Annotated in this window: 12 protein-coding genes; 5 read left to right on the top strand and 7 right to left on the bottom strand. The window is 43.8% G+C overall.

Annotated features, from left to right (window positions below):
• Positions 1-165 precede the first annotated feature (165 nt).
• Positions 166-747 (top strand): TfoX/Sxy family DNA transformation protein, encoded by a 582-nt coding sequence (locus tag BCV39_RS12960; protein WP_017060401.1) that lies wholly within the window; start codon positions 166-168, stop codon positions 745-747.
• A gap of 131 nt (positions 748-878) precedes the next feature.
• Here BCV39_RS12960 and BCV39_RS12955 read toward each other — a convergent pair whose 3' ends face one another.
• From BCV39_RS12955 to BCV39_RS12945, 3 genes are all read right to left on the bottom strand, one after another.
• Positions 879-1,421: a hypothetical protein gene (locus BCV39_RS12955; protein WP_019822601.1), complete on the bottom strand. Its 543-nt coding sequence runs from the start codon at positions 1,419-1,421 to the stop codon at positions 879-881.
• A 287-nt stretch (positions 1,422-1,708) separates the two neighbouring features.
• A complete protein-coding gene (locus BCV39_RS12950; RefSeq protein WP_048664795.1) occupies positions 1,709-2,206 on the bottom strand; it encodes a response regulator in 498 nt (165 codons plus the stop codon).
• Complete coding sequence (locus BCV39_RS12945; RefSeq protein ID WP_102432752.1) at positions 2,199-4,142, bottom strand: ATP-binding protein; 1,944 nt, start codon at positions 4,140-4,142, stop codon at positions 2,199-2,201. The genes BCV39_RS12950 and BCV39_RS12945 overlap by 8 nt, the downstream gene beginning before the upstream one ends.
• A gap of 183 nt (positions 4,143-4,325) precedes the next feature.
• Between BCV39_RS12945 and BCV39_RS12940 the strand changes: the two genes are divergently transcribed.
• On the top strand, positions 4,326-5,588 hold the full coding sequence (locus BCV39_RS12940; protein ID WP_048658405.1) for a DUF945 family protein: 1,263 nt from the start codon (positions 4,326-4,328) through the stop codon (positions 5,586-5,588).
• Positions 5,589-5,751: 163 nt separating this feature from the next.
• A complete protein-coding gene (gene serC / locus BCV39_RS12935) occupies positions 5,752-6,846 on the top strand; it encodes a 3-phosphoserine/phosphohydroxythreonine transaminase (RefSeq protein WP_102432751.1) in 1,095 nt (364 codons plus the stop codon).
• Between the two features lie 86 nt (positions 6,847-6,932).
• On the opposite strand, the gene BCV39_RS12930 is transcribed toward serC, so the two are convergent.
• On the bottom strand, positions 6,933-7,745 hold the full coding sequence (locus BCV39_RS12930; protein ID WP_102432750.1) for a helix-turn-helix transcriptional regulator: 813 nt from the start codon (positions 7,743-7,745) through the stop codon (positions 6,933-6,935).
• Between the two features lie 136 nt (positions 7,746-7,881).
• On the opposite strand from BCV39_RS12930, the gene BCV39_RS12925 reads away from it, so the two are divergent.
• Complete coding sequence (locus BCV39_RS12925; protein WP_102432749.1) at positions 7,882-8,574, top strand: MOSC domain-containing protein; 693 nt, start codon at positions 7,882-7,884, stop codon at positions 8,572-8,574.
• 79 nt (positions 8,575-8,653) lie between these two features.
• Here BCV39_RS12925 and BCV39_RS12920 read toward each other — a convergent pair whose 3' ends face one another.
• The gene (locus BCV39_RS12920) at positions 8,654-9,370 is read right to left on the bottom strand and encodes a 3'-5' exonuclease (RefSeq protein ID WP_048658409.1); all 717 of its coding nucleotides are present in this window, start codon (positions 9,368-9,370) and stop codon (positions 8,654-8,656) included.
• Positions 9,371-9,375: 5 nt separating this feature from the next.
• Positions 9,376-11,265, bottom strand: a complete 1,890-nt coding sequence (locus tag BCV39_RS12915; RefSeq protein ID WP_048658410.1) for a DUF294 nucleotidyltransferase-like domain-containing protein — start codon at positions 11,263-11,265, stop codon at positions 9,376-9,378.
• 150 nt (positions 11,266-11,415) lie between these two features.
• Here BCV39_RS12915 and BCV39_RS12910 point away from each other — a divergent pair, with 150 nt between their 5' ends.
• Positions 11,416-12,057 carry an outer membrane beta-barrel protein gene (locus BCV39_RS12910; RefSeq protein WP_048664801.1) on the top strand — a complete coding sequence of 214 codons (642 nt, stop codon included), beginning with the start codon at positions 11,416-11,418 and terminating at the stop codon, positions 12,055-12,057.
• Between the two features lie 123 nt (positions 12,058-12,180).
• Here BCV39_RS12910 and BCV39_RS12905 read toward each other — a convergent pair whose 3' ends face one another.
• Entirely contained in the window at positions 12,181-13,371 is a 1,191-nt protein-coding gene (locus tag BCV39_RS12905) for an amino acid aminotransferase (protein ID WP_102432748.1), read from the bottom strand.
• Positions 13,372-13,478 lie beyond the last annotated feature (107 nt).

The following is a 13,478-nucleotide window of genomic DNA, read 5'->3' as shown; positions in this document are numbered from 1 at the left end:
GTCCAGACTTATTTTTCTTTTCGAAGTATGATTTATTTAAAGGTGAAAAACGAAACCATAATATTCACCTATAGAATAACAAAATAGATTTAAAATTTTTCGCATAACAAGCTGCTTGTCTGGTGATCAACCTAATCGGGGTAATTTGATTAAGGATCAACGGATATGACCGAGACAGCATTTATTAATTACGTGAATCAATTTGGTGAGCATCAAAAACGTTCTATGTTCGGAGGTATTGGCCTCTTTCAAAATGACGCTATGTTCGCTTTATTGAGTGAAGGTTGTTTATTCATTAGAGGTGGAAAATCATTAGATAAAAAACTGACCGATCTTGATTGTGAAAAGTATCGTCATGTAAAAAAACAGACAACAGCTACCGTAAATTACTACGATATTACGGATCTGTTTACATGTGAACATCCTGAATTGGATAGTATTATTCGTACTTCAATCGATAACTCAATTCAGCAACGTAGCTTCAAGAAATCATCAGCTAGCCGCAGATTAAGAGACCTACCAAACATGCAACTTACGTTAGAACGCATGGTTAAAAAGGCGGGTGTGGATGATGTTTCAATGTTTATGCAGTTGGGCGCGCCTGAAGTGTTTAATAAGGTTCGCGAAGCGTACGGAAACGATGTTGACCTAAAACTACTTTGGAAATTTGCGGGTGCAATTGATGGTATTCACTGGAAACTATTACAAGAGCCACGCAAGCAGCAATTACTAAAGAGCTGCCACTAAAGAAGTTTGCCTCATATGCTTAAGATTACTGCTAATAAATAAAAACCGAGGAATGTCCTCGGTTTTTTTGTTTTTGTCTTACCAAGTTTGAGAGGCTAAGAGCTTATCTGTTTGGGCTTTAACGTTAAGTACTAGTACTTGAAACGAGCAGTGAACATAAGTTGGTCACCGTAGAAGTCGTTAATACGAGCTTCAGCACCTAGAGAGAAAAGCTCTGTAGAGTGGAAACGCGCGTAAACAGAACCTGTCCAATCATCGTTGTCATCGATAGAAACGTAACCACCTTTACCACCAACTTCTAGTTGTGGACCAAGCCATTGGCGAACACCAACGTTGATTTCCATACCGATATCAGTAGAGCTTGAGTTCTCTGGCTGAACGATACGAGCTAGCATTTCACCTGTTAGGTCTGCCCAGTTGTTTAATGGAGCGTGGAAACCAAGACCTACAGCTGAGTCGTAATCGCCTTCAAATTCTGAATCGATACGTGCTACAGCATGAGCGTTCGGGTGAATTGACTTACTGAACGCACCACCAAATGTTACTGGGCTAGCACCGATGCGTGCTTCAAAGTAATCATAGTTAAAGTTGCTCATTACCTGTGGTTGTTCATCAACAGCTAGTGCTTGACCAGAAGCCAATAGCATAGCGGTAGTAAGTAGAATTTTGCGCATAACGACCGTAAACCTATATTAGTGTTAATTCCTTTGGTTTGAGACAAATCGGCAAACCATAAACATTGAGACAGTTTAATCTAACTCACGGAAAAGTAATCCTTTAAAATGTAAAACCTTACTCATTTAGTTAAAAAACAAGCAAATTAAGGATCAGTCTGTAACGGAGATCTCATGTTTTAGAGCGAATGAGAAAAATAGACGAACGAATTATCCAAAATTTGTATGTATTCGGACGGTTCTTATATCGGATGCCGCTTTTCTCAGTATCTATTCACCAATTAGTGCTATTCACCAAAACTGGTGCGTTTATCCGCCATGGAAGTCAGTATACGCTCGGTATCTAAGATGGAAGTCCAGTTAAGCAATTGTTTGTCGTTGGCAATGACATAGTCAGTCAATTGTTGAGTAATCGTGTCTCTCAGTTGGTCGCCTTGCCAAGGTTTTGAAATATAGAAATCAAGTGCAGCGTTGTTAATGGCCGTGACGGTATCTTCAAGCCCAGCTTGCCCTGTGAGTAGCAGTTTACGCGTTGGCTTGGTCGCGTCGTGTTGGTTGAGTTCGATCAGAAAATCGATGCCGGTTTTTTCTGGCATGATGTGGTCGCACAAGATTAACGCGAGCTTAATACCATCTTGTCCCATTTCTTTGATTACTTGCATGGCTTCATCGACCGATTCAGCACCTTCAACCAGAAAGTTCTCTTCAAATATCGCCAAGTCCTGAAGGACACTATTGAGAACTTCAGGTTCATCATCGACACATAAAATTAGGTACTTATTCATGAGGTGCTCCTTCTTGTTTGAATGGAAGCCACACTTGCATGTTTGTATGACTGCCTACCTCTGACTCCACCAAAATAAATCCTTGATGAGCCGAAACGATTTGTTGAGAAATGGATAGCCCAATCCCTAAACCAAAGTTACCTTCTTTTTTGGTCGTGAAATTTGGGTTGAAAATGGTGTTGATGTCTTCTTTGGCAATGCCGTGGCCAGTATCGGAGATTTGCACCACAAGAAACGTGTCGTCACCTTTTGTATGTTGAGAGGTAGTAATGGACACTTTGCCTCGTTCAGAAAGGGCATCGAGCGCATTGGAAAGAAGATTGGTCCACACTTGTTGCAGAGAGAGTGACTGGCACAATAAAGGCGGTAAGTTGGTGTCGTAATGCTTCTCGAGTTGGTGATGTTTGAGTCTGTTTTCAAAGATCACTAAAGTATCTTCAAGCCCTTCGTGGATATCTGTGTAGTGGCGAACTTCTTCATCTTCTCGGGCATAGCTTTTTAGGCTTTTGACCATATCGGCAATACGCTTGCTGCACACTTGAATTGAGCGGATAGAGTTCCCCACATAATGGTAATGCTCTAAGTCATTGAGCAGCTCTTTGCCTGCGACAGGGGAGTCTTTTAAGGTATCTAAAACCGCAGCGTCTTGGCTTAGGTTGAGCCTCACCGCTTTTTTGGCCAGAGCACGATCATCGATGGTCGATGTAAGGTGTTTTACCAGCTGTCTTTCTTGTGCCGTGGATAGCGGCTTCGCTAGTTTTGAATGCGCTAATACGTCAGTCCCTTTGTTTGATTCAGGGAGTGACGAGTTCTCAAGTATCTGGTCTAGGTGTTCAGATAGAGTTTCAATACTACGCAATATAGCTGCAATCGGATTATTCAGTTCGTGAGCAACGCCAGCTACCAGCTGACCTAACATCGCCATCTTTTCTTTTTCGATCAATTGCTGGTGGGCTGATTCCAGTGACTCGAGTGTTTGCTGAAGTTTGATCTTATTGGTGATGCTACGTTGCAAACGTCGATTGAAATGACGGAGCAGTAGATTGGTGAATAGCGGCAGCAAGGTATTGTTGGAATGCATTACCTGCGCAAAACTGTCCTTATCCAGCTTAATCACTCGCGTTTGGGTAAGAGTGATACCAGTAGAGAATGAAGGCTCGCCTGTTACGAATGACATCCCACCAACAATGTTTCCTTTAGAGTGACGCACTACCTCTCTTTGTTGCCCCAATTCATCCTTTTTGTAGAGTGCCACTTCACCTTCAATGATTAACCATAGGAAGCGATTGTCTTCACCTTCAACCGTTAATAAGTGTTCTGGCGAGTAATCTCGAATGGCCTTGGATTTGTCATCTTTAGAGAATACCTCCTGCAATGCACTGACGACACGCTCGGCAAGAGCATTATCAGAAAGCTGATGGTAATCATGAATGAAACCAGACTGGAACGAATGAATCTTTTGCTCGATGTGTGCTCTGAGTAAGCGCTGTTGATCCAATGCATCACTGTAAGAGAGTAGGTTTTCTGAGTCGTATTGAATGACAAAAGACGTTAGCTCTTTTTGCGCTGACTTGAATAGAACCTGATCTTGAACTGGTTTGGTTAGGCAGTGATTGAGTCGACCTTCATTCACTGCGGTGAGAATGGATTGAATGTCTGACGAAGCGCTGACTAATATCGTTCTTGCGGTATTACTATGGGGCAGCTGTTCAAGTTCAATTAGAAATTGCACACCATTAAATTGAGAATGATGATGAGTGATCACCAAGGCAACAGTTTGGTGGTGATCATGGATATCTTCTAATGCGTGATGTGCGTCTTCTATGTTCTCGGCAGTATAAATATCGAATACAGAAGCCAACGGAGCCAGCTCCGAACGTATTCTTTCAATGCTAACCGGATTATTGTCCAAACAGATAACAGCGTATTGATTCACAGCTTAACCTTAATAGTAGCGACGCTTCTAGCCTAGCAAGAACCGCTGAATAAGGATGAGAGCTAACCGTTAATTTGTTGAGGCAATCGAAGTATCGAGCAATAGACTGATTTAACTCAATGTTTCTTGTTTGCTACTGATGGGTTAGACTAAAAAAAATAGACTCGTGTAGAAAGAGAACTCATGGAACAGTTAAGAAAAATTGGTGCAATTGGCGGAGCAATCTCATTGGCGCTTTGTTGGCCGTTAGCGGTAGGGCAGATTGGACAAAATGCGATTACTGATGGCGTTGCAAAGCTTAACAATTCAAGCATTCAAGCTGAGATCGTGGAATACGATAGAGGTTACCTCTCTTCCAACGTAACCACTCGTGTAACTGTGACGGATGAAAACCTGAAAGAGCAACTTGCGATTGATGGGCTGCCGAGTGAGTTTGTTATTAATAGTGCGGTTAGCCATGGCTTGGTGAGCCTAAATGCTCTGTCGACGTTTGAAAATACCGATATTCTGCCTCTAACTCTGACGACTAGCACTGAGCTGAACGGCAACACGGATTTCAACTTCGAGTTAAGCCAGTTCAATCATCAAGGCTCTGATGAGAATGGTACTTCGGTATCTATCACTAAATCGAATCTTTCTGGACATGCTACTGTTTTAGGGCAGGTTGATTACGAGCTTTCTATTCCTTCTGTTCAAATTGATTTCGAAACCGGTGAAGAGGTAACGCTGTCTAACTTGAAAGGTGTAGGTTCAGGCCAACAAGCGAAAGGCTACTGGTTAGGAACCCAGAATTTTACTATCGATAGCTTCTTGGTTTCAGATTCTGCAATGCAGCCTTTCATGACCATTGAAAACTCTAAGTACGATTTTGAATCGCACCTAGATGAAGCGACTAAGCGTCTGCGCAGCAATCTCAAATTGGATATCGCAAATATCGAGACTAATGAAGGTCAGTTGAACAACTTAAACGTTGATTTTGAAATATCGAAATTAGATAGCGAATCGTTCGAGAAAGTCTTTGAGATTTACCAAACTAATCCAGTGTTGACGCAAGAAGACGTCGCAGAGATCATTCCATTTATCGATATCCTGTTTGCTAAAGGCTTTGATCTTTCAATGAACAACATGTCGCTAGAACTGGGTAAGGGCCAATTCGAATCTAAGTGGTTGGTGAGCGTACCGGAAGGGACAGAAAATATCAGCAGCAACCCTTCGATGATCATGCCTGCATTAACGGGCAACGTTCACTCTAGCTTTTCAAATGAGCTTGTTGAAGAGTACCCATTCATCCGTGAAGGAATCGATGAATTGCTTGTGATGGAAATGATCAAGGAAACAGAAAGTGGTTATGAAATCAGCGCTGACTTAGAAAATGGAAACCTAGTGTTCGAAAATGGACAAGAAATTCCATTAATCGCTCTACTTATGCCGGTTTTTGTTCAATAAACAGAGCAAGCTTGAATACTGATAGGGTGATTTAGCAGGTTAAGCTTAAACATTTTATACGGTACAAAACAAAAGAGGTCTTAAGACCTCTTTTGTTGTTTTTATGTTGGGTAAAACATGGTATTACTTGCATAGTTATTATTTAGCAGGAGCAATCATCCCCATGGAACTTACATTAGATAACGTATTCAACTTCAGTGCAGGCCCAGCTGCGCTGCCTAAACCAGTAATGAAACAAGCTCAAGCGGACTTCATTGATTGGAATGGTTTAGGGACTTCCGTGATGGAAATCAGCCATCGCAGTAAGGAATTTATTCAAGTTGCTGACGAATCCGAACAGGACTTACGTGATCTTCTGAACATCCCAGACAACTACAAAGTTCTTTTTTGTCAGGGGGGCGCTCGTGCTCAATTCGCTGCTGTTCCTCTAAACCTTTTAGGTGACGCGACAAAAGCGACTTACATCGATGCGGGTTACTGGGCAGAAAGCGCAGTGACTGAAGCGAGCAAATATTGCGAAATTGATGTATTCAACGCGAAGACGTCAGTTGATGGCAAAGCGGCTGTTGTTTCGGCTAAAGATTGGAAAATTGACCCAGAAGCAGCGTATGTACATTTCTGTCCAAACGAAACCATCGATGGCATTGAAATCAGCGAGCTTCCTCAAACAGATAAGCCAATCGTAGCGGATATGTCATCTAACATTCTGTCTCGTAAGATTGATGTGTCTCAGTACGGTGTTATCTATGCGGGTGCGCAAAAGAATATCGGCCCGGCTGGTATCTGTATTGCCATCGTGCGCGATGACCTACTTGAACTCGCAAACGATGTGTTGCCGAGTATTCTCAACTACAAAGTACTTGCTGAAAAAGACTCAATGTTCAACACACCGCCAACGTACGCTTGGTACCTATCAGGCCTTGTGTTCAAGTGGCTGAAAGCTCAAGGTGGCGTTGAAGCGATGGAATTGGTGAATAAAGAGAAAGCAGCGTTGCTTTACGGCGCCATCGATAGTTCAGCTTTCTACAAAAACGATGTTCACACTGCAAACCGTTCTAGAATGAACGTGCCGTTCCAACTGGCGAAACCTGAGTTAGATGGTAAGTTTTTAGAGTTGGCTGATGCTGTAGGTCTGAAATCACTAAAAGGCCATAGAGCAGTAGGTGGAATGAGAGCTTCACTTTACAACGCAATGTCTTTGGAAGGCGTTCAGGCGCTAGTTAGCTTCATGAAAGACTTCGAAGAGAAATACGCTTAATAAGCGAGTTCGATGTTTACCAATGAAAAGAGGAGCTTAGGCTCCTCTTTTTGTTTCCCATAGAAGGTGAAAATATAGAGACCTAATTACCTTCTTCGACCATTAAAACGAAACTGTTGTGGCGTTACATCAAAAGACGCCTTGAAGGCTTTAATGTAAGACGAGTCGTTTTGATAGCCAACTTGGTCAGCAATACGTTGGATCGAGAGCTCTTCATCAAGCAAAGATAACGAATAAATCAGTCGGATTTGTTGTCTCCACAACTGAAATGACGTGTTGAACTCTTTTGAGAACAAGCGCGATAACGTTCGCTCCGATGCACCGACTTTCTCTCCCCATTCCTTCAACGAAAAGTCCAACGTTGGTGCCTCTGTCAGCGCTTCAAATATAAGCTTCAAACGTCGGTCTTCGGGTAGCAACAATTGATAGGTCTGAACGTTGTCTTTCATGATCTGATCGTGCAATACCGAGAGCAATCGCGATACCTCTTCATCACTCACTAATCCTTCGCATTGTCTGCGAATTTCCTGCAATAACTCATTCAAAAACGGCGTCAGGGTAATGGTTCGCACATGAGGCTCATACTTAATACCAAAGGCTGGATTAAGGTAAATACCGACAAACGTCGTATGGCTCAATGCGATGGATTCATGTTGAATACCCGCGGGTACCAACAGCGCAGAAGTGTGCGGGACAAGATGCTGGTAGTGCTCGGTTTTCGTTTGCAATAGGCCTTTGAGTGGGAAGATCACTTGATGCCACGTATGTTTGTGCATTGTATCGACGTAGCCCTTGGGCATATCGATGGTCTTCACTAACGCTGGTGAATTAGGATTAGCGACCATCATCTCATTGGAGGTCATGACATCGGAGTGAGAATCTATTTGGCGGGTTGGCATTGTTAATTGTCCTTACATCTCTACTCTGACATTGGCTTGTTAGGCTATCATGCTTGGCATAGTGAATGAAGTCGAGTGCGATGTCGTTTTATCTCACGCAGCTCAGTAAGAAAGTGTCCAATAAGAAGGAAGGGATATGAAGAAGTTAGGCGTAGTAAACAGTGTCTTGGCAGGTAAGACCGTAACTTTTGCACATGGAGCAAAAAGTGCCATTGATAAGCAGGTTTTCTCAGAGCGTCAGCACGCCACAGAGCTAGGTTTCACAAATGATGAACAAGGCGACCCTCGCTTTCATGGTGGCATTCAAAAAGCGCTTCATATCTATCCAAGTGAGCACTACCCAATTTGGAAACAAGAACTGGGCGACAAAGCGATCTTCCAATCTGCAGGCGCCTTTGGTGAGAACATTAGCTCAATGGGCATAACCGAAGAATCGATTTGCTTGAAAGATAAGATTCGTATCGGCTCAACATTGTTGGAAGTCTCACAGGGACGCATGCCTTGTTGGAAGCTTAACGTACGATTCGACCAAAATGACATGGCGAGAAGGTTGCAAGACACGCTTCGAACGGGTTGGTACTTCCGTGTATTAGAGGAAGGTGACATTGGTGAAGGCGACGATATTACTCTGTGTGAAAGACCATACCCAGACTGGTCGCTCGCGCGCATTATGAGTGCCGTTTTTACGGGAAGCCTGGATCGAGAAGAACTGAGCCAGATGGCTGAACTGCCACTCGTAGAATCTTGGGGCAAGTTGGTTGAACGACGCCTAGAAACGGGTGAAGTTGAAGATTGGGAAATGCGATTGGTTGGGCCAACAGCAGCATAAACTTAGATGATAAAAAATAACAAAGCCCACTAATGGAAGTTAGTGGGCTTTGTGTTTATGTTTAGCTTACGAAACTCAATTAGAGCCAGAAATTCTTCAAAGGCATCTCTGCGTCAAAGTGATGAGCAATCTGCGCTTGGAGAAGCTCAGCGGTCGCGATCGCGTCAGTTAATGCATGATGCGGCGTGTAGTCGGGTAGGTGGTATCGACGACGGCTCTGCCCAAGCCTCACTGATGCTGGTTTTTTGCCTTTTAGCTTATTCCATAGGCCACCGGCCAGTTTGTTCTGGATCTGGGATTCAATCTCGAGCGTATCGAGAACTGGGAACTCAATGCCTTCTCCGAGTCGCACCTTCAATGCATTGTCCAAGAAGTCACGCTCGATTCGACGATAGTGAACCACCGGGATATGTCCCGCCATTGATTCTAAGATCTCGCCCAATACTTCGCTAAGGTCTGGCGCATCAATGATGTCATTGTGAGTGATACCATGAATAACGACAGATTCTTCTTCTAACTTTTGTTTTGGTCTCAGCGTCCAGTGTTTGGCTTGTCGCAAGTAGATGCGATTGAGCGTAAATGGCACTAAACCAATAGTAATAATGCCGTCTTTGTTTGGGTTTAATCCCGTTGTCTCAAAGTCGACAGCCAAGAACATCACTTCTGAAAGTGGCGTATCAGGCGCTGGAAGAGGCTGGCTATAAAAGTGCTTTAAGCGCTCGTCTTTCGCTCGTTCTAGCTTCTGAGCAAACTTAAATGGCCAATCGACCGCAGGTGATCTGAATAGTTTGTTCATAGGCCCTACTTAAACTTGTTGCTGGCTTGATAACGGAACTTAAGGAAGTTTTGCGCATTACTTAATATTTGGAATGCATCCTTTAGGTTACGTCGCTCGAAGTCAGACAGGTTCTCAGGCTCGATGTTGTTATCAGGCTCGATGTTGTTGTCGACATCGTGTGCTTGGTGACGAATACGAACTAGAGAGATAAACTCCATCGCATCTTTCAAATCTTGAGCTCGGCCTTTTGGCAGAATACCTGCGTCGATAATGTCATCCAAACGTTCGAATGAGTTCTTAGAGCGAGAGCCAACCGCCAACGAGTGAACACGAATCAAATCGGCGAGAGGCGCAGTACCACGACGCTTAAGGTTGATTGAGTTGTTGTGACGGCCATCTTTCTCCATCACGAAATCTTTGAAGAAACCGAGCGGCGGTGTGCGGTTGAGTGCGTTACGTGCAAGACACGCCAAGAAGCGGTTGTTCTTGCGTGCGCGTCGAACAATAAAGCTGTTCAATTGCTCAGCCCATTTCAGACGACCATAAACGCCATCTAAGTCGAAGAAGATTGAAGCATTCAACAGTGCTTTCGGGTTTGGATCATCAATCCAATCGGCAAAGCACTCTTCCCACTGGCGACGAGTCATACGCCACGTTGGGTTAGTCGCCATGATGTCGCCAGTACAGTACACATAGCCACATTGGTCTAAGCCATCACAAATGAAGGTCGATAGCTCTTCAAAGTATTTACCGTGTTTTTTCTCGTCGTAAGTATCATCAAGAATAATGGCGTTATCTTGGTCAGTAACGAGCAGCTGCTCATCACGCCCCATCGAGCCAAGTGCGAGGAAACAGTAAGGAATAGGCGCCTTACCCAATTTCTCTTCACCCAGTTCGATAATACGTTGCTTAAAGCTACGGCCAATTACCGACATTGCAGTACCCACCATGTGGGCGTTGGCGTCTTCGTTAACTAAGCGTACAAAGCTGTCTTTCACTTGCTCAGAAAGCACCTTTAGATCTTCAATGCTTTGTTGCTGGAAGATACTACTTACAAGCAACAGCGAGTTTTGAGATTCGTAACGGACAATATCAGTCGCTTCGATAATACCGATAGGCTTCTTATCTTTAAGCACAGGTAAGTGGTGCACGTTGTAGCGAAGCATGGTCATCATGGCTTCATATACATAGGCGTTGTGATCGAGTGAGATAACCTCGGGTGTCATCACGCTGGACACTTCATCCGATGGATCGAGACCTTCGGCGAGAACACGCGTACATAAATCTCGGTCGGTGATGATGCCGATCACGGGTGTTGAGTCATCTTCATCATCTTCAACGATATCTGGATCGATAATCAGTAGGGACGAGACGTTGTCTTCTGCCATCATGGTCGCGGCTTGTTGAATGGTGCGCGTTTTTTCGATCATTGGCGCTTCGCTGGTGAGCAGCGTTTTTACCTTTGATGTGGTCAGGTCGTTAGCGTCGTTGCTGTCTGAATTGGCTTGGCGCAGTCGCGCATTATCTTCTACTTCGACAAAGTCGGCGAATGAATCGTAGTTGTCGTAAAGCTCTTGGAAGATAGGTTCAGGAATGCAGTAGAGCAGGGTGTCTTCAGTCGCTTTGACTGGGAAACGCACCTTGTTGTTGGTCAGTAGGCCCATTTGACCAAAGAGATGGCCTTCATCAAGGCGGTTATATAGTTCACCTTTACGACGATAGACTTCGACTTCGCCGCTTCGAACCATATAAAGATCATGAATTTGGTCACCAAAGTGAATGATAGGGGTATCTTGGCGGTAATAAGAAATTTCCACGCTACTGGTCACTTTCGCCAACATCTCTTCAGGGAGTTCTGTGAAAGGGGGGTATTGTGCCAGAAAGTTTTGAATCTCTAATAACTCAGCATCCATAATGATCATCCATTGGTTTGTATGGTTTCATGGTACAACATTTGATAATATTTTGCCGTCACAAATCAATCTGTGAGCTAAAACCTTTTTAAAGTCTTATGGATAGACTAACCTTTCAATTAATGGAGTGACAGTTTAAGGATGATAGGAATGTCGAAGTGGAAGCTTAGTTTTGTCTCTGCGGTTTTAGCGTTTTCTCCAAGTTTGTGGGCGGACACTAACGCGGTGGATATTCTTGATTATGACCACGTTTATGCCACGGCGCATTCGGGCAGTTTAAATGAAGATGCAGGCAGTAATAACAATGCCTCGTCGTATGGATTAGGCGTCAGTTACGCGATGACTGATGATTGGTTGTTGCTGGGCGACTACAGTGCACGCTTCATTCACCCTGACGACACCACGACTCGAATTGATACACTTATGCCGGGTGTTGGTTACCGTTACAGCATCAAGAAAGATTTAGATATAGTGGCTTACTACCTGCTTGGTATCACTAAAGGTAAGGTTGAAGATAATGACACCAACCGAACTGAATCTTCAGATACTGAGTTCATCCAAGGGGTAAAAGCTGAGCTTAACTATGGTTTTGCGAAACGTTGGATTGCCAACGGTAGTGTGCAAGTGAATCGAAGTGATCTGTTTGATGAAGAGATTTATCACTTAGGTTTACGTTATCTCGTGACCAACAAGTTTGCGATTGGTGGCTCGTACCAACATCGAGATGGAGAAGGTAAGATTCGTAGCGAACGAACCAATGAGCTGGGCGTGGAGTTTTTCTTAGAGTATTAACTTACAAAGTATCTAAAACTGAAAGTCGAGACACAAAAAAGCCAGCTTAATCGCTGGCTTTTGCATACTTATCGGTCTGTAAGTGCAGGTTTCTGGTCTGCAAATACAGGTTTCACTTTACGATTAAAGAACCGCAGCGATGCCTTTACATAGAGGGCCCATGTTTGACTTAGTCATACCAGCAACGCTGATACGTCCAGAACCAACAATGTAGATTGCGAATTCGTCTTTTAGGCGAGTTACTTGCTCTTTGCTTAGACCAGAGAAAGAGAACATGCCGTTTTGACGTTCGATGAATGTGAAGTCTGCATCAACACCTTCAGATTTCAGTGTTGTTACGAATAGCTCACGCATCTCTTGGATACGGTCACGCATTTCTGCTACTTCTGCTTCCCATTCAGCACGTAGATCAGCATCACCAAGGATGTGAGTAACGACAGCACTACCGTGCGCTGGTGGGTTAGAGTAGATAGAGCGGATAATGCTTTTAACTTGAGAGAATGCTGTTGTTGCTACGTCTGCAGATTCTGCAACCAGTGTGAATGCACCAACACGCTCGTTGTACAAGCCGAAGTTCTTAGAGAATGAGCTAGCAACAAGGATTTCTTTGTTGTATTTAGCAAAAACACGTAGGCCAGCAGCATCTTCTTCAACGCCTTTCGCAAAACCTTGGTAAGCAAAGTCGAATAGAGGAAGTAGTTTCTTTTCAGCAACCAGCTTAGCCAGTACTTCCCACTCTTCAGCTGTTGGGTCGATACCTGTTGGGTTATGACAGCAGCCGTGAAGAAGAACGATATCGCCTTCAGAAGCTTTCTCTAGGTCAGCAACCATGCCAGCGAAGTCTTTGTCTTTAGTTTCAGCGTTGTAGTAGCTGTATTGAGCCGTTTCGATACCCGCAGCAGCGAAAACACCGTTGTGGTTAGCCCAAGTTGGGTTACTGATCCAGATTTTTACATCACCTAGTTGGCGCTTAATGAATTCACCCGCTACGCGAAGTGCACCTGTACCACCTGGCGCTTGTGCTGTTTTAGCTCGTTGAGACGTTACGATCTCTGCATCTGAACCGAAAAGCAGTTTCTGAACCGCTAGACCGTATTCAGCGGTACCTTCAATCGTTAGGTAAGATTTGGTTTTTTCGTTTTCAAGAAGTGCAGCTTCTGCTTTCTTTACTGTTTTAAGTACAGGCGTTTGACCATCTTCATTTTTGTAGATGCCAACACCAAGGTTGATTTTCTCTGCACGAGAGTCTTTTTTAAACTCTTCAGTAAGGCCGAGGATAGGATCGGCGGGAGCAGCTAACACTTTTTCAAACATAATCTTCATCCATGTCAATTGAGAGGGGATAGTATCTATGGGTAGTTATACCTGTATGGAATTTTTAAGACAATACGAAGTGAACAGAAAGGCTAAAAAAAATCCAT

Origin of the sequence: Vibrio sp. 10N.286.55.E10, from assembly GCF_002872555.1 — a bacterium.
Lineage (GTDB): Bacteria > Pseudomonadota > Gammaproteobacteria > Enterobacterales > Vibrionaceae > Vibrio > Vibrio crassostreae.
This window is presented reverse-complemented; position numbering and strand designations above follow the sequence as displayed.

Bases quoted from the DNA above. Each gene is read 5' to 3' on its own strand.
- serC (WP_102432751.1), top strand. From the start codon at position 5,752: ATGGAACTTACATTAGATAACGTATTCAACTTCAGTGCAGGCCCAGCT.
- BCV39_RS12915 (WP_048658410.1), bottom strand. From the start codon at position 11,265: ATGGATGCTGAGTTATTAGAGATTCAAAACTTTCTGGCACAATACCCC.
- BCV39_RS12910 (WP_048664801.1), top strand. From the start codon at position 11,416: ATGTCGAAGTGGAAGCTTAGTTTTGTCTCTGCGGTTTTAGCGTTTTCT.
- BCV39_RS12940 (WP_048658405.1), top strand. From the start codon at position 4,326: ATGGAACAGTTAAGAAAAATTGGTGCAATTGGCGGAGCAATCTCATTG.
- BCV39_RS12905 (WP_102432748.1), bottom strand. From the start codon at position 13,371: ATGTTTGAAAAAGTGTTAGCTGCTCCCGCCGATCCTATCCTCGGCCTT.
- BCV39_RS12960 (WP_017060401.1), top strand. From the start codon at position 166: ATGACCGAGACAGCATTTATTAATTACGTGAATCAATTTGGTGAGCAT.
- BCV39_RS12950 (WP_048664795.1), bottom strand. From the start codon at position 2,206: ATGAATAAGTACCTAATTTTATGTGTCGATGATGAACCTGAAGTTCTC.
- BCV39_RS12955 (WP_019822601.1), bottom strand. From the start codon at position 1,421: ATGCGCAAAATTCTACTTACTACCGCTATGCTATTGGCTTCTGGTCAA.
- BCV39_RS12920 (WP_048658409.1), bottom strand. From the start codon at position 9,370: ATGAACAAACTATTCAGATCACCTGCGGTCGATTGGCCATTTAAGTTT.
- BCV39_RS12930 (WP_102432750.1), bottom strand. From the start codon at position 7,745: ATGCCAACCCGCCAAATAGATTCTCACTCCGATGTCATGACCTCCAAT.
- BCV39_RS12925 (WP_102432749.1), top strand. From the start codon at position 7,882: ATGAAGAAGTTAGGCGTAGTAAACAGTGTCTTGGCAGGTAAGACCGTA.